Below are 23,430 nucleotides of genomic sequence, written 5' to 3' on the forward strand. Positions count from 1 at the left end.
AAACGCGATAAGCGCTTGGTGCGGGCGGAGGGACTCGAACCCCCACAACTTTCGTCACTGGAACCTAAATCCAGCGCGTCTACCAGTTCCGCCACGCCCGCGTGAATTTGCATCAAGACCGGCCGCGATGCCGCGGGCGGCCGGGCTTATAGCATGTGCCTGACTGTTCGCAGCAAAAAAATGGCCGGTTGGAGGCATGCTTCAAGTAGGCTCGATGGCTGGACTTATCCAGCATGGCATGGTCCGGATCGACCCATGAAACCGCGGATTCTTGACCCGACCCGACGGGAGGTGTTGACCGGTCTCGGGGCCTCGGCGGCTGGACTGATGACCGGCGGCGCAGGCCCGCTTGTGACCGCCCAGCTTGCGCTTCAGGCAAGGCCGGCAACCCTGGCTTCGAAGGCGGGGCAACCAGCTACGGCGATCTGGGAGCTGGCCGCCGTAAGCCATCTCGGGACCGTCCGTCTCAAGCGCGGCGACCGATGTGAGGTGGTGTTTCGCAACGACCTGCCTGTGCCACTTGCGCCGGTCTGGTACGGCCTCAATGGCGCGACTGCCGCCGGCCCGCTGCGAGGGCGCGCGCCCGCTGCACCAGACACGACCGAAACATCAATTATTTCAACACCAAACGCGGGAACCCTGCTGGCGGACTTCCGTCTCTTCGAGGGCAGCCTGAAGCAGCCTGCGCGCCCGCTCCCGATCATCGTGGCTGAGACCAGCCGGGTTGCCGCCGACCGTGACGAGGTCCTGTTGATCGAGGAATGGCGTCTGCGGCCGGACGGCACCGCGGTCCCGCCGGGCCAGGACCCGAAGGACGCGACACCGCTCTACACGGTCAATGGCAGAACTTCATTCGAACTCTCAGCCGCGGCCAATGAGCGGCTGCGACCACGCTTCATCAACGGCTCCCAACGTACTGTTCTGGCGATCAAATTAGGAAATCACGAGGTCCGCGTGATGGCCCTGGACGGCCAGCCGGCCGAGCCGTTCCCCGCGCGCAATGGCGCCCTGGTGCTGGCCCCGGGGGCGCGAGCCGACGCATTTGTGGATGCGGCGACATCGGCCCCATTCCTGCTCCATGACGGCAAGGAGGCGCGCCAGGTCGGAAGCCTCGCCATCTCCGGGAAGCTGGAGCGCGTGCCGCTGTTGCCGCCGCAGCCGCTCCCTTCGAACGACCTTCCCGAGAAGCTCGATCTGAGAGGCGCCCTGCGGTTCGATGTCGCGCTTGGCGCGGCCGACGCCGCCTGGACGCGGCCCGCGAACTTCTCAACGGCCTCCGCCCCCATCTTACGCGCCAAGACCGGCCGCACCGTCGTGCTGACGCTGAAGAACGCCGGTCCGATCGCCACCATCTTCAATCTGCACGGCCACCCCTTCCGCCTGCTCGACACGCTCGACGACGGCTGGAAGCCCTATTGGCTCGACACGCTCGCGATCGAGCCCGGCCAGACCCAGCGCATCGCGTTTGCGGCGACCGCGCCCGGGCGATGGCTGCTCGAGTCGGTTGTAACCGATTGGGCTGCGCCGCGACTGGTGCGGTGGTACGCGGTGGAGTGAGGCTCCATTAGGCGTGCGGCTTGGCCGTGAGTTCGATTCCAAGCGCCTTCATCACCGCGATCGTCGTCTTGAGCGTCGGATTGCCGTTGGCGCTGAACGAGCGATAGAGCTGCTCGCGAGAAAGACCTGTCTCCTTGGCGATCTGCGTCATCCCCTTGGCACGGGCGACGACACCAAGCGCGTGTGCGATATAGGCTTCATCTTCCGTCTTGAACGCCTCTTCCATGAAGACGGCGATGGCCTCGTCGGACTGAAGGTCCTCGGCCGGATCATAAGTCGTCAGCTTCTCGCCCATCTCATTCGCTCCACATCTTGCCAAGGCGCTTGGCCGCCTTGATGTCTTTCGCCTGCGTGCTCTTGTCGCCACCGCACAGCAAAACGATGATCGTATTGCCCCGCTTCTGAAAATAGATGCGATAGCCGGGGCCGTGATGGATACGCAGTTCGCTCACTCCATCGCCTACCGGCGCGACATCTCCGGGGTGTCCTTGAGCCAACCGATCCAGTCGCGAAGCGATTAGCGCCCTGGCACGCTCATCCCGGAGACGCGATCGCCACTTCCGAAACGTCTCAGTCTGTTTGAGCTCGACCACATGTAGTTTATAAACTACGATCGATCACGTATCAAGTGGTCGGCGCCGCCAGAGATAGCGCGCGTCGGGCTCCCGCTCCTCATTCCGCGCCCCGTCGGTCAGTTCGACGAGTGTGAACCCCTGCCCTTCATAGAACCTTCGTGCCGGCGCGTTGCGCTGCAAGGTCCAGAGCTCCAGCTGGTCGCAGGCACTCTTGGCGACGCCCAGGAGTTCGGTGCCGACGCCACAGCCTTGAACGGAGGGAAGCACGTAGAGCTGTTCGACCCAGCCGTCGCGGAAGGCGATGATCCCGCAAAGCTCATCGCCGTCGAAACGGCCCCACACGCGGCACGTCGGAAAGACACGCTCACGATAGAACCAACGGTCCTCGTCCGGTGTGTGCAACCCGGCGAGCCACGGCATCGCCTGGTCAAACGCCGTCCGATGGACGCCCGCCGCCGTGTCCACGTCGGCGAGCGCGAGCTGCCTCAGCACTAGGGTCTGTACTCAATAGGGATTGAACGAAGCCGCTGCCGCGGCGTGAGGGGCAAGGTGGCGTAGATCGCCTCCTGGCTGAGAGGATGTGGGTGTTGGAGCCCACCCCCTCAGACAGGAGTATGAGATGGCCGATTTGAGCCCTCTTCGCCGCCGCATGATCGAAGACATGACCGTCCGCAATCTGTCGCCGGCGACGCAACGATCCTACATCAGCGCGGTTTCGAAGTTCAGCCGCTATTTTGGCCGATCGCCTGACCGGTTAGAGCTGGAAGACGTCCGCGCCTTCCAGGTGCATCTGGTCTCGACCGGCATCTCATGGCCGGCGCTGAACCAGATCGTCTGTGCGCTACGGTTTTTCTACGGCGTCACGCTCGGCGAGGCACTGATCCCGGAGCGCATTCCCTATGCGCGAGAACCGCGCAAGCTGCCGGTCGTGCTCAGCGCCGACGAAGTGGTTCAGTTCCTCGAGGCCGTGTCCAGCCTGAAGAGCCGCGCCGCGCTCACCACGGCCTATGCGGCCGGACTCAGGGCCTCCGAAGTCGCGGGACTGCGGATCGAAGACATCGACAGCGCCCGCGGCGTCATCCAGGTGCGCCACGGCAAGGGGGCGAAGGACCGCAACGTGATGCTGTCGCCCCAGCTGCTGGGTATCCTGCGCACGTACTGGCGGCTCGCCCGGCCGCGGCTTTATCTGTTCCCTGGTCGTGACGAAGATCATCCGATCGATCAGACCGTGTTGCACGCCGCCTGTCGGTCGGCGGTGAAGGCTGCGGGCCTGACCAAGCGCGTCACGCTCCACACGCTGCGCCACAGCTTCGCGACGCATCTTCTCGAGAACGGAACCGATATCCGGATCATCCAGGTCTTGCTCGGGCACAATAATTTGTCGTCGACAGCGCGCTACACGCAGGTCGCCACCGATACGATCCGGGCGACGCAGAGCCCGCTCGATCGCCTGTCGCTGGCCGCGGCGGGATGCGGGTGATGATCCGCCCCGACAGCCGCTGCAACAGGCCCGCCATCGAGATCGCCGATATTCTGCGCCGGCATGGCGACACCTATCGCCGTGTACATGCCGGTCATCTCGGTCGGGTCGAGCGGCGCGTGATGAGCGCGATCGTGGCGTGCCGGACCGAGGCGCTCGGCGGCCACATGGAGGCTTGCGACGACTGCGGCATGACGCGGATCGCCTATAATTCCTGTCGCAACCGGCACTGTCCGAAGTGTCAGGGGCCAGCCCGAGCCGCGTGGCTCGCCGCGCGAGAAGCCGACCTGCTGCCGGTTCCCTATTTCCACATCGTCTTCACACTGCCGGCTCCGATCGCCGCGATCGCCTTTCAGAACAAGGCCATCGTTTATGCGATCCTGTTCAAAGCCGCCGCCGAGGCAATGTCGACGCTCGCCGCCAATCCACGCCGGCTCGGCGCCGGGATCGGCGTCGTCGCCGTCCTCCACACCTGGGGGCAGGCGCTGACGCACCATCCCCACGTCCACTGCGTCGTGCCGGGCGGCGGCCTCTCGCCCGATAGCGCGCACTGGATCGCCAGCCGACCAAACTTCTTCCTGGCCGTCAAACCGCTCGCCCGGCTGTTCAGACGCCTGTTCCTCGAACGTCTGACCGCCGCCTTCGACGCCGGCACCCTGAACTTCTTCGGCGATCTCGCATCCCTGGCCGAGCCTGCCGCCTTCGCAGCTCACCTCGTCGCTATGCGGCGCATCAGCTGGGTCGTCTACGCCAAACGGCCGTTCGGCGGCCCCGCGCAGGTGCTGGCCTATCTCGGCCGCTATACCCATCGCGTTGCAATCGCCAACAGCCGGCTCGTCGCCCTCGACGAGGATCACGTCGCCTTTACCTGGAAGGACTACCGCCAGAATGGCGCGACAAAGATCATGAAGCTCAAGCCCGACGAGTTCATCCGCCGCTTCCTTCTTCACACGCTGCCCGATGGCTTCCATCGCATCCGCCACTTCGGCTTCATGGCCAACGGCCATCGCGCTGCCAAACTTGCTCTTTGCCGCAAACTTCTCGATCGTGAGCGGACACCGCCAAACGATGGCGAGCCGTCGCCTGTGGATTCGGACGCTCTGACGTGGGCCAAGGCTCCCGCCTGCCCTGATTGTGGTGGCGTCATGCGCATCATCGAGCGCTTTCGACACAGCTTCAGCTGTTCCGGCGCTCCCACCCAATCGTACCGGTGCGACACATCGTGAGCCAACTTATACCGTGCACGAAGATCGTCATTCGTCATTATGATCCCATCGTCTCGATCATCGCAGACGCTGCCGAATCCGTGCGGCCAAACAGCGCGATGGAAATTGTTCGATGCAGCGGGCCATCGATCGCTACAGCCGGTAAAATGCTCTCTGTCTCAAGTTGCCGCCATTGCGCAACCAAAACGTCGCCGCGTCAGCTCCGCAGTCTGCCGATAGCAACCCGCGATCTCAAACTATCCCCATAGCCGCACCACCGTGCATATTCTCCCGCGGCTTCGTTCAATCCGGCTTCAATGAGGTCGCGTTACAAGCGCTTGCCGCGCCCTCGCGTGAGCGCGACCTCACAGAACCCTCCAGATTCCATCTGGAATTGGACTGTGATTCAAGCTTCTCAGCGGAAGGGAGGCTTGAATGGCAAAGCAGGTCTACTGGCTCAGCGATGCGGAATGGCGGCGGATTGAGCCGTTGTTGCCACGAGGGCGCAAGGGAGCGCATCGGGTCGATGATAGACGCGTGATCAGCGGCATTATGCACATGCTGAAATCTGGTTCGCGCTGGCGCGATTGCCCGGAAGTCTACGGCCCCTACACGACGGTCTACAACCGCTTCAACCGCTGGAGCCGACAGGGGATTTGGACGGATATTTTTTACGCCCTGACCGGATCGACCGGCATGTACGGATCGATGTCGGTGGATTCCAGCTACATCAAAGCCCATCGCTCCGCGGCCGGCGCAAAGGGGGGGCCTTCAACAATGCGATCGGCCGCTCACGCGGCGGGCAGACCACCAAAATCCACGCGCTGACCGACGATATCGGCCGTCCGCTTGCCTTCTTGATTACCCCTGGCAACACCCACGACTTGGTCGGTGCACGCGGTTTGATCAGCATGGTTCGTACCCCGCGCCGTCTGTTGGCTGATCGTGCCTACGATGCCAGGAGCTTGCGCGACGAACTGGCCGCACGCCGCATCAAGGCTGTGATCCCGCCAAATCCGACCCGCAAGCATCCGCATCGCTACGATAAGACCGCTTACAAAGGGCGCAACGTCATCGAGCGTATGTTCTGCCGTCTCAAGGACTTCCGCCGGATCGCAACCCGATACGACAAGCGTGCAGACATCTTCCTGTCTGCAATCCTTCTGGCCGCTGCGATCACTTGGTGGATCAATTGAGTCCGGACCCTAGGGTCCGGACTCAATTGAGCCAATATGCGACGAGAGCGGCGAGATGAACAGCGGCCAAAAAATTACGGGCGAGCTTGTCATATCGCGTGGCGATGCGCCGGAAGTCCTTGAGCCTGCAAAAGCAGCGTTCGATGACATTTCGTCCTTTGTAGGCGCGTTTGTTGAAGCGATGGATGACGACACGGTTAGATTTATTGGGGATTACGGGCTTGGCGCCACGACGAATGATTTCGCCGCGAAGCTTGTCGCCATCATACCCTTTGTCGGCGAGGAGCACGCTCATGGGTGGCGCGAGCGCCAGGACATCGGGAGCCGCAGCGATATCGGCATCCTGGCCTGGAGTCAGATGCAGGACGACCGGCCGGCAGAGCGGATCGCTCAGCGCATGGATTTTTGTCGTGCGGCCTCCGCGCGAGCGGCCGATTGCTTGATTGTGCTCCCCCCTTTTCCGCCGGAGGCACACCGGTGAGCTTTAATCGAGGTCGAGTCGAGCGACAGTACGACGCCGTCTTCGCCAGGCTTGGCCAGCGCTTCGAAGATTGCGCACCATCGTCCTCGCTTGGCCCAGCGATTGAAGCGATTGTAGATCGTCGTGTAAGGGCCGTATTCACGTGGACAATCACGCCATCGTGCACCCGATTGCAGCATGTGAATGATGCCGCTGACGATGCGTCGGTCGTCGTCCCGATCCGGCCCCGTCAGTCCCCTCGGCAGATGCGGTTCGATACGCGCCCATTGCCTGTCGTTCAGCCAAAACAAACCAGCGCGCATTCTCTCGCCCCCGAATCAACACGTAGGCAAGAGAATCACGTGGCGCTATTTAGGTACAGACCCTAGTACTCCACCCCCAGCGCGTCATAGATCCGCCGGTGCACGGCCGGCAGCGTCTCGGTCAGGTCCTCCGCTATCAATCCCGGCCCGGCCTCGCTTGCCGCCTCGCCGTGCATCCAGACGCCGATGCTGGCGGCTTCGAAAGCCGGGACGCCTTGCGCCAGGAGCCCTGCGATGATGCCGGAGAGCACGTCGCCGGCACCGGCCGTGGCGAGCCAGGGCGGCGCGTTGGCGGCGATGGTGGCGCGGCCGTCAGGGGCGGCGATGGTGGTGTCCGGGCCTTTCAGGAGCACGACGGCGCCGCAGCGCTCGGCGGCGGCGCGGACGCGCTCGAGCTTGGAGCGGCCGGGATGCTTGTTGCTGAGATCGGAGAACAGGCGCGGAAACTCGCCCTCGTGCGGGGTCAGCACCACCGAATTGTCCTGCGAGGACTTGATCGATTCGAACAGGCGCTCGGGGGTCGCGGCGAAGCTCGTCAGCGCGTCCGCATCGAGCACCAGGTGGCGCTGCGCGTTGAGAGCGGTGTGAACGAGGTCGCAGGTGCGCTGACCGATGCCCGCGCCGGGACCGATGATGCAGGTACTATAGCGCTTGTCGCCAAGCAGCTCGCCGAACTCGATGGCGGTGTCGACGCTGCGAACCATCACCGCAGTCAGCGCGCCCGCATTAATCGCGAGCGCATCGCGCGGGCTCGCCAGCGTCACGAGGCCCGCGCCGGCCCGCAGCGCTCCGCGCGCAGCGAGCCGCGCAGCGCCTGTCGCTGCCGCATCACCGGACACCGCCAGCACGTGACCCCGCGCGTATTTGTGGCCATCGATGCGCGGCACCGGAAAGGCGGCGCCCCAGAGGTCCGGATCGTTCTCGAATGTCTGCGGCGCGATCTCGTCCAGCACCTGCGCATCGATGCCGATGTCGGCGACGCGCACGCGGCCGCAATGCATCCGCCCGGGCAGAAGCAGATGCGCCGGCTTCTTGCGGAAGAAGGTGACGGTCTCGGTGGCGTTCACCGCCGCCCCCATCACGGCCGCGCTGGTGCCGTTGATGCCGCTCGGCAGGTCGACCGCGAGCACCGGGGCACCGTTGGCGTTGATCGCCTCGATCATTTCGCGCGCTTCGCCGTCGACGGGACGGCTGAGACCGGCGCCGAACAGCGCATCGACGATCAGCGCAGGCTTTCCGATTGCCTGGGGGTTGAACGGAAGCACCGGATGCTTCCAGCCGCGCGCCGCGGAGGCCGCGTCGCCCTGGAGCCGATCGCGCTCGCACATCGGGATCACCGAGACCTCCCGCCCCTGGGCGGCGAGCTCGGCGGCTGCGACAAAGCCGTCGCCGCCATTGTTGCCCGGGCCGGCCACGATCAGGATCGGCCCCTCCTCCGCCAGCGCATGGGCGGCCTTGGCGACCGCCTGGCCCGCGCTCAGCATCAGCTTGAAACCGGGCGTACCGGCCGCAATGGCGAGCTGGTCGGCGCGCTGCATTTCGGCGTTGGTCAGAACTTCCATGCCACTTCCTAGTACAAACGCCTCTTCAACAGGCACATGCCGTGCCGATCCGACGGCGGAAACATCGACCTGCACATATATTGAACCGTTTGCCTATTTCGTAGTCTTCGGTATTTTGTGCAGATCGGCGCCACCACCCAGGATGCTCGTTAAAAGGCTGATAACGCTCCAATAACCAGGGCATGTGCAACTTGGCATAGACCCTGCTTTCGAGGAAGCCGCTTCGGTTCGTCGTGCTCACTGGCATCTTACAGGGTGTGGCCAGCCGTTGTTGCCGGACTGGTCAGGGATCCCGGCATAGAGAAGACAAGATCGTGCGTTGAGAAATGCGCATCCTGACGAAGACGTTGCTATTTGATCGAAAGGCCGGGAGTCGCGCAGTGAAGAAAATCGAAGCCATCATCAAGCCATTCAAGCTAGACGAGGTGAAGGAAGCGCTTCAGGAAGTCGGTCTTCAGGGCATCACCGTCACCGAAGCCAAGGGCTTCGGCCGCCAGAAGGGTCACGCCGAACTTTACCGCGGCGCAGAATACATCGTCGACTTCCTGCCGAAGGTAAAAATCGAGATCGTGATCGGCGACGATCTGGTCGAGCGCGCCATCGACGCGATCCGCCGCGCCGCGCAGACCGGCCGCATCGGCGACGGCAAGATTTTCGTCTCCAACATCGAAGAGGCGATCCGCATCCGGACCGGCGAATCCGGGCTGGACGCTATCTGAGCCGGGTGCTATCCCGCGTTTTGCGACACTCCGACAAGAAATAAGGCTGCTTCGGCGGCCTGATTTCGTTTGTGCGGTCGCGCAAAACTCGCCCAAAGCGAGAACGAGTTTGCTCATCTGGAAACCGATCCGCAGAGCCAAAAGGGGTATGCATGAAGACCGCCAAAGACGTCCTGAAATCGATCAAGGACAACGACGTCAAGTACGTCGACCTGCGCTTCACCGATCCGCGCGGCAAGTGGCAGCACGTCACGTTCGACGTCAGCATGATCGATGAAGACATCTTCGCCGAAGGGACGATGTTCGACGGGTCCTCGATCGCCGGCTGGAAGGCGATCAACGAGTCCGACATGTGCCTGATGCCCGATCCGGTGACCGCGACGATCGATCCGTTCTTCGCCGAGACCACCATGGTCATCACCTGCGACGTGCTCGAGCCGACCACCGGCGAGCCTTACAACCGCGACCCCCGCGGCATCGCCAAGAAGGCCGAGGCGATGGTGAAGTCGATGGGCGTGGGCGACACCGTGTTCGTCGGTCCCGAAGCCGAGTTCTTCGTGTTCGACGACGTGCGCTTCTCCTCCACCCCCTACAACACCGGCTTCCGCCTCGACTCCTCGGAGCTGCCGACCAATTCCGACACCGAATATGAGGGCGGCAATCTCGGCCACCGCGTCCGCACCAAGGGCGGCTATTTCCCGGTTCCGCCGCAGGACTCCGTGCAGGACATGCGCTCGGAGATGCTCGGGGCCATGGCCAAGATGGGCGTCAAGGTCGAGAAGCATCACCACGAGGTCGCTTCCGCCCAGCATGAGCTCGGCATGAAGTTCGACACGCTGACGCTGATGGCCGACCACATCCAGATCTACAAGTACTGCATCCACCAGGTCGCCCATATCTACGGCAAGACCGCAACCTTCATGCCGAAGCCGGTCTATGGCGACAACGGCTCGGGCATGCATGTGCACCAGTCGATCTGGAAGGACGGCAAGCCGGTGTTCGCCGGCAACAAATATGCCGACCTGTCGGAGACCTGCCTCCACTACATCGGCGGCATCATCAAGCACGCCAAGGCGATCAACGCCTTCACCAACCCCTCGACCAACTCCTACAAGCGTCTGGTCCCGGGCTATGAGGCCCCCGTGCTGCTCGCCTATTCCGCGCGCAACCGCTCGGCGTCCTGCCGCATCCCCTACACCGCTTCGCCGAAGGCCAAGCGCGTCGAGGTGCGCTTCCCCGATCCGCTCGCCAATCCCTATCTCGGCTTCGCCGCGATGCTGATGGCCGGCCTCGACGGCATCAAGAACAAGATCGATCCGGGTCCGGCGATGGACAAGGACCTCTACGACCTGCCGAAGGAAGAGCTGAAGCAGATTCCGACGGTATGCGGCAGCTTGCGCGAGGCGCTCGAAAACCTCGACAAGGACCGCGCCTTCCTCAAGGCCGGCGGCGTGTTCGACGACGACTTCATCGACGCCTATATCGAGCTGAAGATGACCGAGGTCGAGCGCTTCGAGATGACCCCGCACCCCATCGAATTCGACATGTACTATTCGGGCTGATCGGCTCGAACAGACCACGACAGGCAAAAGGCGCTTCCGGAAGGAGGCGCCTTTTCGTTTGAGGAGGCCGCAGCCGCATGACACGGCTGACGGTGCTGGCAGCTTGGGAACGCTGCAGCGCGCCCGGACGCAAGCGCGAGCTACGCCGCCGCCTTTTGCCGCGCGGCCAATGCCTGGCCAAAGGCCTCGAACAGCTTGCGGTTGATCGGATTGTGCTGCGGATCGTACTCCGCATGCCATTGCACGCCGAGCGCAAAGGTCGGGGCTTCAGCGATGCGGATCGCTTCGATGGTGCCGTCCTCGGCGATGCCCTCGATCAGAACGCGCTTGCCGGGTTCGAGAATGCCCTGGCCGTGCAGCGAATTCACCCGGATCTTCTCACAGCCGAGGATTTTTGCGAACGCCCCGCCCGGCGTCAGGTCGACATCATGGCGGTCGGCGAACACCACCGTCGGATCGGGATGTATCTCGCCGTTCTCGAGCCGGGGCATGCGATGGTTCATGCGGCCCGGGATCTCGCGGATCTCGGGATGCAGGGAGCCGCCGAAGGCGACGTTCATCTCCTGGAGACCGCGGCAGATGCCGAACAGCGGGATGCCGCGGGAGACGCAGGCGACGGAGAGCGCCAGCGCCACCTCGTCGCGGTGGATGTCGTAGGGCTCGTGCTTCTCGCAAGGATCGACGTTGAAACGGGTCGGGTGCACGTTCGCGCGGGCGCCGGTGAGAATGATGCCGTCCACGGTATCGAGCAGCGCGGCGACATCTGTGATGTCGGGCGAGCCCGCGAACATCACCGGCAAGCCGCCGGAGACCTCGGCCACGGCGCGCAGGTTTCGCTCGCCGACCATCTGGACCTGAAATCGATTTTCGACGCGATGGGAATTCCCGATCACGCCGACGACCGGCTTTCTCATCTGTCGTTTCGCGCCTCCGGGTAAGAAGATTCCGTCAACATGCCCCTCCGATGGAACAAATTCAACAGAAGGGATCGCGGGACGGCAATGCTATTTTCGCGCAAATGCCCGGCCTGGAGCGTCGTGGCAGGCCGGGCGGCGGCGAGTCCGATCGCTCGGAGGGGACTACCCCGTCTTATTCGCGAGAGGGCGCCTGAGAGGCTGGCGAGCGTGGTGTAAAGCGCTGATGCGGCGTAGGATTCGGTTGCGAAGCCACCCCATCACCTTCAACCGCGAACGCCACGCCCGCCATGACCGATGATACGATTTCAGACCACTATCGAGAAGCAAGAATTCAACACAAATAAAACCTCTGCCTCGCGCTCGATCTCTTCATGCTTGATAGTCTCGTTTCGGAGGCTGAGCACCTACCGCGTCTAATAGGCCGCTCGCGCCGGTTTCTTTGGACGCGGCACGACCGCGACTCCACGTTTCGGCACAGAAATGATCGGGAGTCACTCAATCTTTCTTCAACTTAACCCGTCTTATTCGTAAGAGTGCGCCTGAGGGGTAAAGCGCTGATGCGGCGTAGGATTCGGTTGCGAAGCCAACCCCATCACCTCCAACCGCGAACGCCACGCCCGCCATGACCGACGATACGATTCCGCCCTTCTCGTTTCCAGCCGTTCACGCCAAGAAAGTCACAGCTGCCTTCGATGGTGGGCGCCTAACCTCGAACGGGGGCGTGATGCTTCTGGCGATGGCCGAGCGGCGTCTCGGTTTGGCCAACAATCTGGCCCGGGTGTTCCCGGATCGGCGCGATCCGACGCGGGTCGTGCACAGCCTGGTCGATATGTTCCGCGCTCGCATGTTCGCGATCTGCTGCGGCTACGAGGACGCCGACGACCTCGATCATCTGAGGTCCGATCCGGCATTCAAGCTGGCCTGCGGTCGCCTACCGGACACGGGCCGGGATTTGTGTTCCCAGCCGACGCTGTCGCGGCTGGAGAATGCTCCGCGCCTGCGCGACGTGATCCGGCTGACCTACACTTTGGTCGACGCATGGATGGATAGCTACCCGCGCGAGCCGGCATCCGTCACGCTCGACATCGATGATACCTGCGACGTCGTCCACGGCCATCAGCAGCTCTCGCTGTTCAACGCTCATTATGACGAACGCTGCTTCCTGCCGATCCACGTCTACGACACGGAGAAGAGCCGGCCCGTGGCCGTCGTGCTGCGGCCCGGCAAGACGCCGGGCGGCGTCGAGGTGCGTGCCCATCTGCGCCGCCTGGTACGGCATATCCGGACGCGATGGCACAACACGCAAATTACGTTCCGTGGCGACGGGCACTATGCCCGGCCGGAGGCAATGGCGTGGTGCGAGACCAACGGCATCGACTACATCTTCGGTCTGTCCGGCACCAAGCCTCTCGCCAGAAAAGTCGACGAGGTCGCCGACGACATCCGCACGCGACGCGCCATCGAGAACCTGCCGGTTCTGCGTGGCTATACCGAGACGCGCCACAAGGCAAAGTCCTGGGATCGCGAACAGCGCACTGTCGCCCGTATTGAGGCGACGATGCTCGGCCTCGACATCCGCTTCGTCGTCACCAGCCTCGATGTCGGCTCGGCCGAGTGGATCTACGACAGCCTGTATTGCGCGCGCGGCCAAGCCGAGAATCTGATCAAGCTGCATAAGACGCAGCTCGCCTCCGATCGCACCAGCTGCCGTTCGGCGCTCGCCAACCAGGTCCGTCTCGTGCTCCATACGGCCGCTTATTGGCTGATGCTGACCGTGCGCGACGCCATTCCCAAAGCCCGGGAATTGGCCGCTGCCGAGTTCGCGACGCTGCGTCTTCGGCTCTTGAAAATCGCCGCCCGTGTCGTCGAGACCACGAGCCGCATTCGCCTTGCGTTTGCCGCGGCATGTCCCGAAGCCGACCTGATCTGCGGCTTGCCCGGCGCGCTGCTGCCGCTCGGTCCTTGACCGGCGGGGCGTCCGCCCCCGTTCGCCCAACCCATCCCTCAAGCGCGTTGCAAAGTACCGGTCGTCAGGCGGCGAAAAGCCGAAGGCAATCCTGTGCGCCTCGTCAGACAAGATGTGCGGCCGCATCAATCGGGCCCAAAAGCCGCACTCTCACGAATAGGACGGGCTACAGCCCCGCGTTGGCGGCCAGCGCGCCAATCCGGCGCGTGTCCCGCTTGATCCGCGCCAGGATTTCGCGAAAGAGTGCGCTGGCGCCGCCTCCCTCGAAAAGGACCCAAAATGTGACGATTCCCAGAGATGAACGCTCCCGGACCCGCAGCGACCTGGCTCGGGACCAGGCCTGGGCGATTTCGGTCGGAGGCATCGGCGTCGTGCTGTTCACCGCACTGCTCGCCTTCACATGGTATTTTGCGGCCACCCTGCTGCTGATCTTCACGGGCATGCTGCTCGGACTCGGCCTCAACGCGCTGGTCCATGCGCTCGGCCGCCGGGTTCACCTGCCTCATACGGTCCGACTTGCGATCGTCTGCGTCGCGCTCGCCCTGCTTCTCGCGGGCATCGCCTATCTGGGCGGCGCCACCATTGCCGAACAGGCCTCGCTGCTGAGCAAGACCATCAAGTCGCAGATCGTGAATGTCAGGTCCTTCCTGGAAACCCACGGCATCGACACCAGCTTCTTCGATCTCGGCAACGCTGCGTCGGACGCCTCGGCCACGACGTCGCGGGACGCGACGCCCGCGCCAGCGGCGCCATCGCGCGGGTCCTTGCCCGGTGCCGGCGCGCTCGCCTCCAGCGGCGGGGCGATCGTCAGCCAGACCTTCAAGCTGCTGCTCGGCACCATTCACGGCGTGGGCAACATCTTCATCGTGCTGTTCCTGGGCCTTGCCTTCGCCGCCCAGCCGGGCGTCTATCATGACGGCCTGCTGTTCCTGGCACCGGCGAGGCACCGCACGCGTGTCGCCCTCGTCATCGACCGTATCAGCGAAACGCTGGAGCGTTGGCTGATCGCCCAGATCGTCGTCATGATCGCGGTCGGTGTCGTGACCTGGATCGGGCTTGCGATCATCGGCATCCCCGGCGCGTTCATCCTGGGAATCCAGGCGGGCCTGCTCGCGTTCATCCCCACCGTCGGAGCCATCATCGCCGGCGTCATCGTGGTGCTGGCAAGCCTCGCCTCGGGCTGGATCCCGGCCTTGTCGGCCTTTCTCCTCTTCATGGGCGTGCACGCCATGGAGAGCTACGTGCTGACGCCGATCCTGCAGCGGCAGGCGCTCGACATCCCGCCGGCCACGCTGTTCGCGTTCCAGATCCTGCTTGGCGTCGTGTTCGGCATCTGGGGCCTCGCGCTGGCGCTGCCACTGGTCGCCATCGCCAAGGTCATGATCGACCATTTCAAGACGTATGAGGCGCCGCCGCTCGCTGAGGCGGCGTAGAGCATGATCCGGAAAAGTGCGCAGCGGTTTTCCCTCGCGACAAACGCGGAACGCGTTTGCGCGGAGATCATGCTCCAGAAATAGAGCCGCTCAGGTCGTGAGCACGGTCTCGGTGTGCTCGACCTCGGGGGGCGAGGCAAAATACTGGCCGACGAGGCCGCGCCATTCGGTGAAATTCTCCGAGCCGCGGAAGTCGACGGTGTGGTTCTCCAGCGTCGCCCACTTCACCATCAGCCGGTAGCGCTGCGGCTTCTCGATGGATTTGTGCAACTCGAAGCCGTGAAACCCCTTGGAGCGGCCGAACGCGGCCTTGGCCTTGGCGACGGCCGCCTCGAAATCCTTCTCGCTGCCCGGCTTGACGTCGATTTGCGCGATCTCGGTGATCATCGGTTTCCACCCTTTTCTCGTTCGATCGGCGTGTCTACCGCAGACGGTGACAAAGAAAAAGGCGCCGAAACGGCGCCTGGCTCGCTGGAATATGCAGGTCTCTTGATTGCAGGTCTCTTGAATGCAGGCCTGTCAGGCGAGCAGCAACACGGTGCCCGCCACGATGAACACGCAACCGACGAACATTGCGAACGGCCAATAGCTGCGGTGCTGGCCATAGCGTCCCTGCGCGCGACGCTCGGCGATCAGCGCCGTCTCGTATTCGTCGGCGGTCGAGAACAGACAGCCGAAACCGCCGCGAGCGGAGGCCGCGGCTGCTTCGAGCGACATCAGGGTGATTTGCGGATTCTGTCGACGGATCGATTCCATGACCGCAATGGTAGGAATCGAACGGTAAACAGAGGATTACCGCAAGGCCCCTACGATCAGGCGGTGGCCGGACGCGCCTGCGGCACGCCGATCCGTGCCGCGCTCTGGCGGCGCCAGTTCTCCAGCGACAGTGGTAGCTCCTCGGCCGCCTCGACGCGGTTACGGCCGCCGCGCTTGGCCTGGTAGAGCGCGGTGTCGGCCGAGGCCAGCAGCACTTCGAGCTCGGTGCCGGCCGGACCGCCGGCGACACCGATGCTGACCGTGGTGTCGACCGGGCCCTCGTCGACCACGACGCCGGAGGTCTCGAACGCTTCGCGCACGCGCTCGGCGACCAGCACACCCTCCTCCAGCGAACACGGCAGGAGCGCGGCGAACTCCTCGCCGCCGATGCGGCCCGAGAGGTCGGAGATGCGCAAGTTGCTGACGACGACGGTGGAGAACAATTCAGCATCTCGTCGCCGGCGGGATGGCCGAAGCGATCGTTGATCGACTTGAAGTGGTCGATGTCGAAGATCATCACGGTCACGGGCCGCCCGGCCTTGGCCTCGCGCTCGATCACGCGCGCGCAGGCTTCCGAGAAGCCGCGGCGGTTGAGCATGCCGGTCAAAGGATCGGTGGACGCCGCGGTCCGGTGCGCGGTGACGGTGCGCTCCGACACCAGCATGAAGATCACGAACACGGTGCCGACGGCGTAGAGCACGAGCTCGACCGCGAACACGGTCACCCAGATGCTCGATGAAAAGCCAGCGTCGTGCGGACGCAGGAAGCTGCCGATCAGGATCGGCAGCATCAACACGCAGCCGTGCATCACCGGCACCACGAAGGCGGGCCAGCGCCGTTGCAGGCTCTTGCGCCGCTCGACCCAGAGCTCGCTCGCGGTCAGCGCCGCATAGATCGAGACGATACCTGCGCCGAGAAGCATCCGCAGCATGGACGCGGCGGGATCGAGCAGCGTCGCAGCAGTGACCCAGGCGAGCGCACCAAGCACGAGACCAGGCCAGTTCGGCTTGCGGCCGTGGAAGACGCGCGCCGCATTCCACACCATGCCGCAGGCGACGAAACCGACGGCGTTCAGCGCAAGGTAAATATGGGGACCCAGCCTGTCGCCCGCCGCGGTCCACAGCGCGACCGAGGCGGCACCGAGCAGATAGGCGGTGCCCCACCATTTCAGCGCGGGGCTGTTCTCCTGCTTGCCGAAAAACACCATCATGGCGCCGAGCAGTGCGGCAACCATGGTGGCGACCAAATAGAGCGTGATGCTATCGAGCGACATCATGTCGGCCCCCTCTAGAACATAGCAGTTACGCGATCGGCACATCCGATTTGCGCGCCCTTCCGAATGCGACGCTATGTCTGGCGGGTTCCATTCAGGTTTTCGCCGGTGCCCAAGTTTTCAGGAAACACGCCGTCAATTTGCATACAAACGAACAGCAAAAAGGGCGCTGAAATCAGCGCCCTTTTGCATCTCATTGAAGCCGCTTTCGCGGCGAATGTGACAAAAGCGATTAACGCTTCGAGAACTGGAAGGAACGGCGGGCCTTGGCCTTGCCGTACTTCTTGCGCTCGACCACGCGCGAGTCGCGGGTGAGGAAGCCGCCCTTCTTGAGCACGCCGCGCAGCTCCGGCTCGAAATAGGTGAGCGCCTTGGAGATGCCGTGACGGACCGCGCCGGCCTGGCCGGACAGGCCGCCGCCGGCGACGGTGCAGATCACGTCGTACTGGCCCGAACGCTGAGCCACCGAGAACGGCTGCTCGATCATCATGCGCAGCACGGGACGGGCGAAATAGACCTCGACCTCGCGCGAGTTGACGGTGACCTTGCCGGCACCCGGCTTGATCCAGACGCGGGCGACCGCGTCCTTGCGCTTGCCGGTGGCATAGGCGCGGTTGAACTTGTCGACCTTCTTCTCGTGCTTGGGCGCCTCGGGCGCTGCCGCCGTCTTGAGCTGCGAGAGCTGGTCGAGCGACTGGATGGATTCGGCCATGTTATGCGGCCCTCGTGTTCTTGCGGTTCAACTTGGCGATATCGATCTTCTCGGGCTGCTGCGCCTCGTGCGGATGATCGGCCCCGCCGTAGACGCGGAGGTTGCCCATCTGCACGCGGCCGAGCGGACCACGCGGGATCATGCGCTCGACGGCCTTCTCGAGCACGCGCTCGGGATGACGGCCCTCGAGAATCTGGCGCGCAGTGCGCTCCTTGACGTGGCCGACATAGCCGGTGTGCTTGTAGTAGGTCTTCTGCTCGCGCTTGCGACCGGTGAGGACCGCATGCTGCGCGTTGATGATGATGACGTTGTCGCCGCAATCGACGTGCGGGGTGTAGGTCGGGAGGTGCTTGCCGCGGAGCCGCATGGCGACGATGGTGGCGAGACGGCCGACGACCAGACCCTTGGCGTCGATCAGCACCCACTTCTTCGTCACCTCGGCCGGCTTTGCCGAAAAGGTTTTCATGTCAGAATTTCCGTGAGGGAGACATCGGCGCGAACACCGCACCGGACTGCGCGGTTTTCTAGAGAAGAGACGCGCAACGGTCAATGCCCGAAGACGTAAATTACATTCGTTAAATCAATCACTTATAAATATGGTGCTATATTACCTGCGAAAACATCAAACATTTGGAATGGAATAGGTGGAGGTGACATGGGCAATCGGGTCGGGTGAGGTCCCCGACAGCAGGTTCACTTCCCCGACTGCGAGGCGCTTGCCGAGCTTGAGCAGGCGCGCCTCCGCCAGCACGTCCTGCCCGGGCTGGCCCTTGCGCAGGAAATTGATGTTGAGATTGGTGGTGACCGCGAGCCCGATCGGCCCGATCGCCGACAAAAGCACCACGTACATCGCGAAATCGGCGAGCGCCATCAGCGTCGGGCCCGACACGGTTCCAAGCGCTGGCGCAGGAGGCAGGTCTGGCCGTCCGCGCTCTCGATCGTAATGTCGTCACCGCTGAAGGCCTGGGGAAATTCATCACGGAGGAACAGCTCGAGCTCCGCCACGCTCATTTTCGCTACCGCCATGCCGTTCCCCACCCTCGCTTCGCTTGTGCTGTTACATTAAGTTATCTGCGTCATCCAATTGCAATTATTTAGCGGAAATCGCGTCAATGTCCGTCCAGGTTGCCCGCGCCCCCTCCCCGCAACCACAGATCCTGCTGCGCGAAACGATCGGCAGCATCGCGGTCCTGACGCTCAACCGCCCGGCCGCACGCAACAGCCTGTCGGAGGCGATGATCGCGAGCCTGCATGCCGAGCTCAATGAGATCCGCGACGACAAGGCCGTCCGCGGCGTGGTGATCGCGGCCAACGGTCCCGCATTCTCCGCCGGCCACGACATGAAGGAGCTCACCGCACGCCGCACCGATCCGGATCGCGGCCGCGCCTTCTTCGCCGAGATGATGAATGCCTGTAGTGCGATGATGCAGGCGATCGTGCACCTGCCAAAGCCGGTGGTCGCCGCCGTCCAGGGCATCGCGACCGCGGCCGGCTGCCAGTTCGTCGCGAGCTGCGATCTCGCGATCGCCTCCGAGGCGGCGAGCTTTGCGACGCCTGGCGTCGACATCGGCCTGTTCTGCTCGACGCCGATGGTGGCGCTGTCGCGCAACGTGCCGCGCAAGCAGGCGATGGAGATGCTGCTGACGGGCGAGCCGATTCCGGCCGTGCGTGCCCGCGAGATCGGGCTCGTCAATCGCGTCGTCCCCGCCGGCACCGAGCGCGAGGCCGCGATCGCATTGGCGCAGAAGGTCGCGTTGAAATCCGCCTACACGATCAAGCTCGGCAAGGAGGCGTTCTACCGCCAGGCCGAGATGAGCCTTGCAGACGCCTATCGCTATGCGGCAGAGGTGATGACCGAGAACATGATGGCGCGCGACGCCGAGGAAGGCATCGGCGCCTTCATCGAGAAGCGCACGCCGACATGGCGGGATGAATAGTCAACTCTTCGTCCTGAGCAGCCGCGGAACGCGGCGTCTCGAAGGATAGAGGCCCGACTGCGGCTTCATGGTTCGAGACGCGCGTGCCGCGCTCCTCACCATGAGGGTCAGAGAAAGAAAAACATGAACCACGACGCCTATCCGGACAATTATATCCGCGGCATCCTCAACAGCGTGAAATCGATCGCGATGGTCGGCGCCTCGCCGGTCAACGTGCGGCCGAGTTATTTCGCGTTCAAATTTCTGGCGCAGCGCGGTTACGACATGATCCCGATCAACCCCGGCCATGTCGGCAAGGAGCTGCTCGGAAAGCCGTTCGTCGCCTCGCTCTCCGACCTCGGCCGTCCCGTCGACATGATCGACATCTTTCGCAATTCCAGCCACATCATGCCTGTCGTCGAAGAGGCGCTCACGCTCGATCCGCTGCCGAAGGTGATCTGGATGCAACTCGGCGCGCGCGACGAGGCCGCGGCGGCAAAGGCGGAGTCGGTCGGCATCAAGGTGGTCATGAACCGCTGCCCGAAGATCGAGTATGGCCGGCTGTCGTCCGAAATCTCCTGGATGGGCGTGAATTCGCGCACGCTCAGTTCGAAGCGGGCGCCGGCACCGACGCAGGGCATGCGGCTATCCCTCAATCGGATGAGTGTCGGCGGCGGCGATACCGCGGCATCGGATCGCGCCGCGAAAAACAAGAGCGAACAGAGCTGACGCAGTTGCGAAGGATTTCTTTCGCGAACGCGACAATGCGCAGCACGATCATTCCGATGTGAAGCCGCGCCTTGACGGCGAGCGCGGCGCCGATCAGCATGCCGCGCGATTTCAGACAACGAGAAACAGGACGCCCAAATGAGCGATCGCCTTCCGGGATTTTCGACTCTTGCCGTGCATGCCGGTGCGCAGCCCGACCCCACCACCGGTGCGCGCGCAACGCCGATCTATCAGACGACGTCCTTCGTCTTCAACGACGCCGACCATGCCGCCTCGCTGTTCGGGCTGCAGGCGTTCGGCAACATCTATACCCGCATCGGCAACCCGACCAATGCCGTGCTCGAAGAGCGCGTCGCCGCGCTTGAAGGCGGCACGGCCGCTCTCGCAGTGGCCTCGGGCCATGCCGCGCAGGTCGTGGTATTGCAGCAATTGCTGCAGCCCGGCGACGAGTTCATCGCCGCGCGAAAGCTCTATGGCGGCTCGATCAACCAGTTCACGCACGCCTTCAAGAGTTTCGGCTGGAATGTGGTGTGGGCCGATCCCGATGACATCTCAAGCTTCGAGCGCGCGGTGACGCCGCGCACGAAAGCGATCTTCATCGAGTCCATCGCCAACCCCGCCGGCAGCATCACCGACATCGAGGCGATCTCGACGGTCGCGCGCAAGGCAGGCGTGCCGTTGATCGTCGACAACACGCTGGCTTCGCCCTATTTGATCCGCCCGATCGACCACGGCGCCGACATCGTCGTGCACTCGCTGACGAAATTCCTGGGCGGCCACGGCAACTCGCTCGGCGGCATCATCGTCGACGCCGGCACCTTCGACTGGTCCACGGGCGGCAAATATCCCATGCTGTCGGAGCCGCGCCCCGAATATCACGGCATCCGCCTCCAGGAGACCTTCGGCAATTTCGCCTTCGCGATCGCCTGCCGCGTGCTCGGCCTGCGCGATCTCGGACCGGCGCTGTCGCCCTTCAACGCATTCATGATCCTCACGGGAATCGAGACGCTGCCGCTGCGCATGCAGAGACACTGCGACAACGCCAAGGCGGTCGCCGAATTCCTCGCCGGCCACCCGGCGGTCGCCTCGGTCAGCTATGCCGGCCTTCCGAGCGACAAGTACAACCAGCTCGCCCGCAAATATGCGCCGAAGGGCGCCGGCGCGGTGTTCACCTTCAGCTTGAAGGGCGGCTATGACGCCGGCGTCAGCCTGGTGTCGAAACTGCAGCTGTTCTCGCATCTGGCCAATGTCGGCGACACCCGCTCGCTGGTGATCCATCCGGCCTCGACCACGCACAGCCAGCTCGACGACGCCGCCAAGATCAAGTCCGGCGCCGGCCCCGACGTGGTGCGGCTCTCGGTCGGCATCGAGGACAAGGAAGACCTGATCGCCGATCTGGAACAGGCGCTGGGAGCTTGAACTTGGAGTCGTTCCGGGGCGGTGCAAAGCACCGAACCGGAATCTCGATATTGTCTGGTCATCTCGAGATTCCGGGTTCGGTCCTACGGACCGCCCCGGAATGACTTGACTCGGTTAACAGTCATTAACCACATCTGCCCCATACATCGTCCTTGGATCGCCCCTTTTGATTCGGAGCCGACGATGCTGCGCTGGATGGTGCCTGCCCTTGCGGCGATGCTGACGGTTTCAGGCGCGCTGGCCGCCGATCTGCCGGCCACACCGAAGCGGCGCGCCGCCGTGCCGCCGCAGGATCCGCCGCAGGTCTATGTCGAAACCGATCCGGATGCGCTGATCTCGCCGGCCTATGGCATCGGCAGCTACATCCGCAACCTGCCGGGCACGCCGCTGCTGCCGGGCTCCCAGGCGCTGCCGGGCTATTACGGCCGCCCCTGGAGCTACGATTATCAGGGCGCGTATTACGGCGGGAAACAGGTCGATTATTTCTGGCGCCTGCCCTACGCGTGCGGCGTTTACGGCTATTGCTGATCTCTGATCAGCCGGGCCGATGGTGATCAGCCGGGCTGACTGACCGGAACTGCGCGCGGCTGTGCCTGCGCTGATTGTCGCGGCGCCAGCCGTTCGACCTGCATCACCGCAAGCGTCAACACCACCATCGCGACCGCCTGGTGGGCGAGCGCGAGATCGATCGGCACCTGGTTGAGAAGCGTGAGGATGCCGAGCACCGCCTGCAGGCTCACTGCCGCAAACAGCCACAGCGCGCCGCTCGCCGCCGACCCTGCGCGCGAGCGCACCGCGTCGATTGCGTGCAGCGCCGCCAGCGCGAACAGCAGATAGGCGGTCATGCGGTGCTCGAACTGCACGGTCAGCACATTGTCGAACATGTTGCGCCACCACGGCGTCTCGAACCACAACCGCTCCGCCGACGGGATGAACGCGCCGTCGATCTGCGGCCAGGTGTTGTAGGCGCGCCCGGCGCGCAGGCCCGCGACCAGCGCGCCGAAATAGATCTGCACGAAGGTCACGACGAGAAGCAGCGCGCTCGTGAGCCGCAGCCTCGCGGGCGCTGAGATCTGCGGCCGCTCCTTGAGCCGCCGCACCGTCCAGACGATCCCGGCGAAGATCAGAAGTGCGAGCACCAGATGTGTCGCCAGCCGGTATTGCGAGACCTCGACCCGCTCGGTCAGGCCCGAGGCGACCATCCACCAGCCGACCGCCCCCTGCAGACCGCCGAGCGCGAACAGCAGCCACAGCCGCCGCTTCAACTCGCCCGACAGGCCGCCGCGCCAGAGGAAGAACAGGAACGGCAAGAGATAAGCGATACCGATGAAACGCCCGAGCAGCCGGTGGCTCCACTCCCACCAGAAGATCTCCTTGAACTCGGACAGGCTCATGCCGGCGTTGAGCTCGCGGTATTGCGGGATCTTCTTGTAGGCCTCGAATGCTTCAACCCACTGCGCCTCCGAGAGCGGCGGAACACTGCCCGTGACCGGCTTCCATTCGACGATCGAGAGGCCGGATTCCGTCAGCCGCGTCGCGCCACCGACCAGCACCATCAGTGCGATCAGCGCAGCCACGGCGATCAGCCACCAGCGCACGGCGCGATGCGGCTCGGACGGGGTGGAAATCGTCGTCATTCGGGGCAAAAACCAAGCTTGAACCGGACTGCG

The 23,430-nt window shown here is 63.9% G+C and carries 22 protein-coding genes, 1 tRNA gene and 3 pseudogenes; 12 read left to right on the forward strand and 14 right to left on the reverse strand.

Annotation, left to right across the window (positions count from 1 at the left end; all coding sequences use genetic code 11):
- Positions 1-16: 16 nt before the first annotated feature.
- Positions 17-101: transfer RNA gene (locus ABIF91_RS40760), tRNA-Leu, on the reverse strand.
- 154 nt (positions 102-255) lie between these two features.
- Between ABIF91_RS40760 and ABIF91_RS40765 the strand changes: the two genes are divergently transcribed.
- A complete protein-coding gene (locus ABIF91_RS40765) occupies positions 256-1,557 on the forward strand; it encodes a multicopper oxidase family protein (protein WP_424579758.1) in 1,302 nt (433 codons plus the stop codon).
- A gap of 7 nt (positions 1,558-1,564) precedes the next feature.
- On the opposite strand, the gene ABIF91_RS40770 is transcribed toward ABIF91_RS40765, so the two are convergent.
- From ABIF91_RS40770 to ABIF91_RS40780, 3 genes are read right to left on the reverse strand one after another with little or no spacing between them, the layout of a single operon-like run.
- On the reverse strand, positions 1,565-1,852 hold the full coding sequence (locus ABIF91_RS40770) for an addiction module antidote protein (RefSeq protein WP_028181337.1): 288 nt from the start codon (positions 1,850-1,852) through the stop codon (positions 1,565-1,567).
- Between the two features lies 1 nt (position 1,853).
- On the reverse strand, positions 1,854-2,150 hold the full coding sequence (locus tag ABIF91_RS40775; RefSeq protein ID WP_028181336.1) for a type II toxin-antitoxin system RelE/ParE family toxin: 297 nt from the start codon (positions 2,148-2,150) through the stop codon (positions 1,854-1,856).
- Between the two features lie 24 nt (positions 2,151-2,174).
- Positions 2,175-2,624, reverse strand: coding sequence for a GNAT family N-acetyltransferase (locus ABIF91_RS40780; RefSeq protein ID WP_028181335.1), 450 nt, complete (start codon positions 2,622-2,624; stop codon positions 2,175-2,177).
- Between the two features lie 127 nt (positions 2,625-2,751).
- On the opposite strand from ABIF91_RS40780, the gene ABIF91_RS40785 reads away from it, so the two are divergent.
- The 3 genes and pseudogenes from ABIF91_RS40785 to ABIF91_RS40795 form a co-directional block, all read left to right on the forward strand.
- On the forward strand, positions 2,752-3,612 hold the full coding sequence (locus ABIF91_RS40785) for a tyrosine-type recombinase/integrase (protein ID WP_035695117.1): 861 nt from the start codon (positions 2,752-2,754) through the stop codon (positions 3,610-3,612).
- The gene (locus ABIF91_RS40790) at positions 3,612-4,838 is read left to right on the forward strand and encodes an IS91 family transposase (protein WP_424579164.1); all 1,227 of its coding nucleotides are present in this window, start codon (positions 3,612-3,614) and stop codon (positions 4,836-4,838) included. The genes ABIF91_RS40785 and ABIF91_RS40790 overlap by 1 nt, the downstream gene beginning before the upstream one ends.
- A gap of 414 nt (positions 4,839-5,252) precedes the next feature.
- Positions 5,253-5,944 (forward strand): annotated as a pseudogene (locus tag ABIF91_RS40795) (IS5 family transposase); the annotation flags it as partial.
- Positions 5,945-6,035: 91 nt separating this feature from the next.
- Here the strand turns inward: ABIF91_RS40795 and ABIF91_RS40800 are convergent.
- Both ABIF91_RS40800 and ABIF91_RS40805 read right to left on the reverse strand, forming a co-directional pair.
- A protein-coding gene (locus ABIF91_RS40800; protein ID WP_110115998.1) for an IS5 family transposase occupies positions 6,036-6,796 on the reverse strand; the annotation gives its coding sequence in 2 pieces (ribosomal slippage) (positions 6,036-6,457 and positions 6,457-6,796; 762 coding nt in all).
- Between the two features lie 62 nt (positions 6,797-6,858).
- Positions 6,859-8,358: a bifunctional ADP-dependent NAD(P)H-hydrate dehydratase/NAD(P)H-hydrate epimerase gene (locus tag ABIF91_RS40805; protein WP_028182124.1), complete on the reverse strand. Its 1,500-nt coding sequence runs from the start codon at positions 8,356-8,358 to the stop codon at positions 6,859-6,861.
- A 380-nt stretch (positions 8,359-8,738) separates the two neighbouring features.
- On the opposite strand from ABIF91_RS40805, the gene ABIF91_RS40810 reads away from it, so the two are divergent.
- The gene (locus ABIF91_RS40810) at positions 8,739-9,077 is read left to right on the forward strand and encodes a P-II family nitrogen regulator (RefSeq protein ID WP_007603495.1); all 339 of its coding nucleotides are present in this window, start codon (positions 8,739-8,741) and stop codon (positions 9,075-9,077) included.
- A gap of 152 nt (positions 9,078-9,229) precedes the next feature.
- Positions 9,230-10,639, forward strand: a complete 1,410-nt coding sequence (glnA, locus tag ABIF91_RS40815; RefSeq protein WP_028182123.1) for a type I glutamate--ammonia ligase — start codon at positions 9,230-9,232, stop codon at positions 10,637-10,639.
- Between the two features lie 140 nt (positions 10,640-10,779).
- Here the strand turns inward: glnA and ABIF91_RS40820 are convergent, their stop codons facing one another.
- Positions 10,780-11,553, reverse strand: a complete 774-nt coding sequence (locus tag ABIF91_RS40820; RefSeq protein WP_028182122.1) for a gamma-glutamyl-gamma-aminobutyrate hydrolase family protein — start codon at positions 11,551-11,553, stop codon at positions 10,780-10,782.
- A 625-nt stretch (positions 11,554-12,178) separates the two neighbouring features.
- Here ABIF91_RS40820 and ABIF91_RS40825 point away from each other — a divergent pair.
- The gene (locus ABIF91_RS40825; RefSeq protein WP_424579759.1) at positions 12,179-13,522 is read left to right on the forward strand and encodes an IS1380 family transposase; all 1,344 of its coding nucleotides are present in this window, start codon (positions 12,179-12,181) and stop codon (positions 13,520-13,522) included.
- 281 nt (positions 13,523-13,803) lie between these two features.
- Positions 13,804-14,955, forward strand: a complete 1,152-nt coding sequence (locus ABIF91_RS40830; protein WP_284278680.1) for an AI-2E family transporter — start codon at positions 13,804-13,806, stop codon at positions 14,953-14,955.
- A 90-nt stretch (positions 14,956-15,045) separates the two neighbouring features.
- Here the strand turns inward: ABIF91_RS40830 and ABIF91_RS40835 are convergent, their stop codons facing one another.
- The 6 genes and pseudogenes from ABIF91_RS40835 to ABIF91_RS40860 all read right to left on the reverse strand — a co-directional run bounded on the left by ABIF91_RS40835 (position 15,046) and on the right by ABIF91_RS40860 (position 18,722).
- Entirely contained in the window at positions 15,046-15,342 is a 297-nt protein-coding gene (locus ABIF91_RS40835) for an antibiotic biosynthesis monooxygenase family protein (RefSeq protein WP_035673823.1), read from the reverse strand.
- 132 nt (positions 15,343-15,474) lie between these two features.
- Complete coding sequence (locus tag ABIF91_RS40840; RefSeq protein WP_028178830.1) at positions 15,475-15,711, reverse strand: hypothetical protein; 237 nt, start codon at positions 15,709-15,711, stop codon at positions 15,475-15,477.
- Positions 15,712-15,767: 56 nt separating this feature from the next.
- Positions 15,768-16,987 (reverse strand): annotated as a pseudogene (locus ABIF91_RS40845) (diguanylate cyclase).
- Between the two features lie 229 nt (positions 16,988-17,216).
- The gene (gene rpsI / locus ABIF91_RS40850; protein WP_028178828.1) at positions 17,217-17,696 is read right to left on the reverse strand and encodes a 30S ribosomal protein S9; all 480 of its coding nucleotides are present in this window, start codon (positions 17,694-17,696) and stop codon (positions 17,217-17,219) included.
- A gap of 1 nt (position 17,697) precedes the next feature.
- On the reverse strand, positions 17,698-18,162 hold the full coding sequence (gene rplM, locus ABIF91_RS40855) for a 50S ribosomal protein L13 (protein ID WP_018642440.1): 465 nt from the start codon (positions 18,160-18,162) through the stop codon (positions 17,698-17,700).
- A gap of 156 nt (positions 18,163-18,318) precedes the next feature.
- Positions 18,319-18,722, reverse strand: a pseudogene (locus ABIF91_RS40860) (PaaI family thioesterase).
- Positions 18,723-18,808: 86 nt separating this feature from the next.
- Between ABIF91_RS40860 and ABIF91_RS40865 the strand changes: the two are divergent.
- The 4 genes from ABIF91_RS40865 (at position 18,809) to ABIF91_RS40880 (ending at position 22,288) form a co-directional block, all read left to right on the forward strand.
- A complete protein-coding gene (locus ABIF91_RS40865; protein ID WP_028178827.1) occupies positions 18,809-19,633 on the forward strand; it encodes an enoyl-CoA hydratase in 825 nt (274 codons plus the stop codon).
- A 123-nt stretch (positions 19,634-19,756) separates the two neighbouring features.
- Positions 19,757-20,341: a CoA-binding protein gene (locus ABIF91_RS40870; RefSeq protein WP_028178826.1), complete on the forward strand. Its 585-nt coding sequence runs from the start codon at positions 19,757-19,759 to the stop codon at positions 20,339-20,341.
- Positions 20,342-20,479: 138 nt separating this feature from the next.
- Positions 20,480-21,760: an O-acetylhomoserine aminocarboxypropyltransferase gene (locus ABIF91_RS40875; RefSeq protein ID WP_028178825.1), complete on the forward strand. Its 1,281-nt coding sequence runs from the start codon at positions 20,480-20,482 to the stop codon at positions 21,758-21,760.
- A 183-nt stretch (positions 21,761-21,943) separates the two neighbouring features.
- Positions 21,944-22,288, forward strand: a complete 345-nt coding sequence (locus tag ABIF91_RS40880) for a hypothetical protein (RefSeq protein WP_028178824.1) — start codon at positions 21,944-21,946, stop codon at positions 22,286-22,288.
- A 26-nt stretch (positions 22,289-22,314) separates the two neighbouring features.
- Here ABIF91_RS40880 and ABIF91_RS40885 read toward each other — a convergent pair whose 3' ends face one another.
- Positions 22,315-23,397, reverse strand: coding sequence for a COX15/CtaA family protein (locus ABIF91_RS40885; RefSeq protein ID WP_028178823.1), 1,083 nt, complete (start codon positions 23,395-23,397; stop codon positions 22,315-22,317).
- Between the last annotated feature and the right edge of the window lie 33 nt (positions 23,398-23,430).

This window comes from Bradyrhizobium sp. USDA 241 (assembly GCF_049739505.1).
GTDB classification, from domain to species: domain Bacteria; phylum Pseudomonadota; class Alphaproteobacteria; order Rhizobiales; family Xanthobacteraceae; genus Bradyrhizobium; species Bradyrhizobium liaoningense.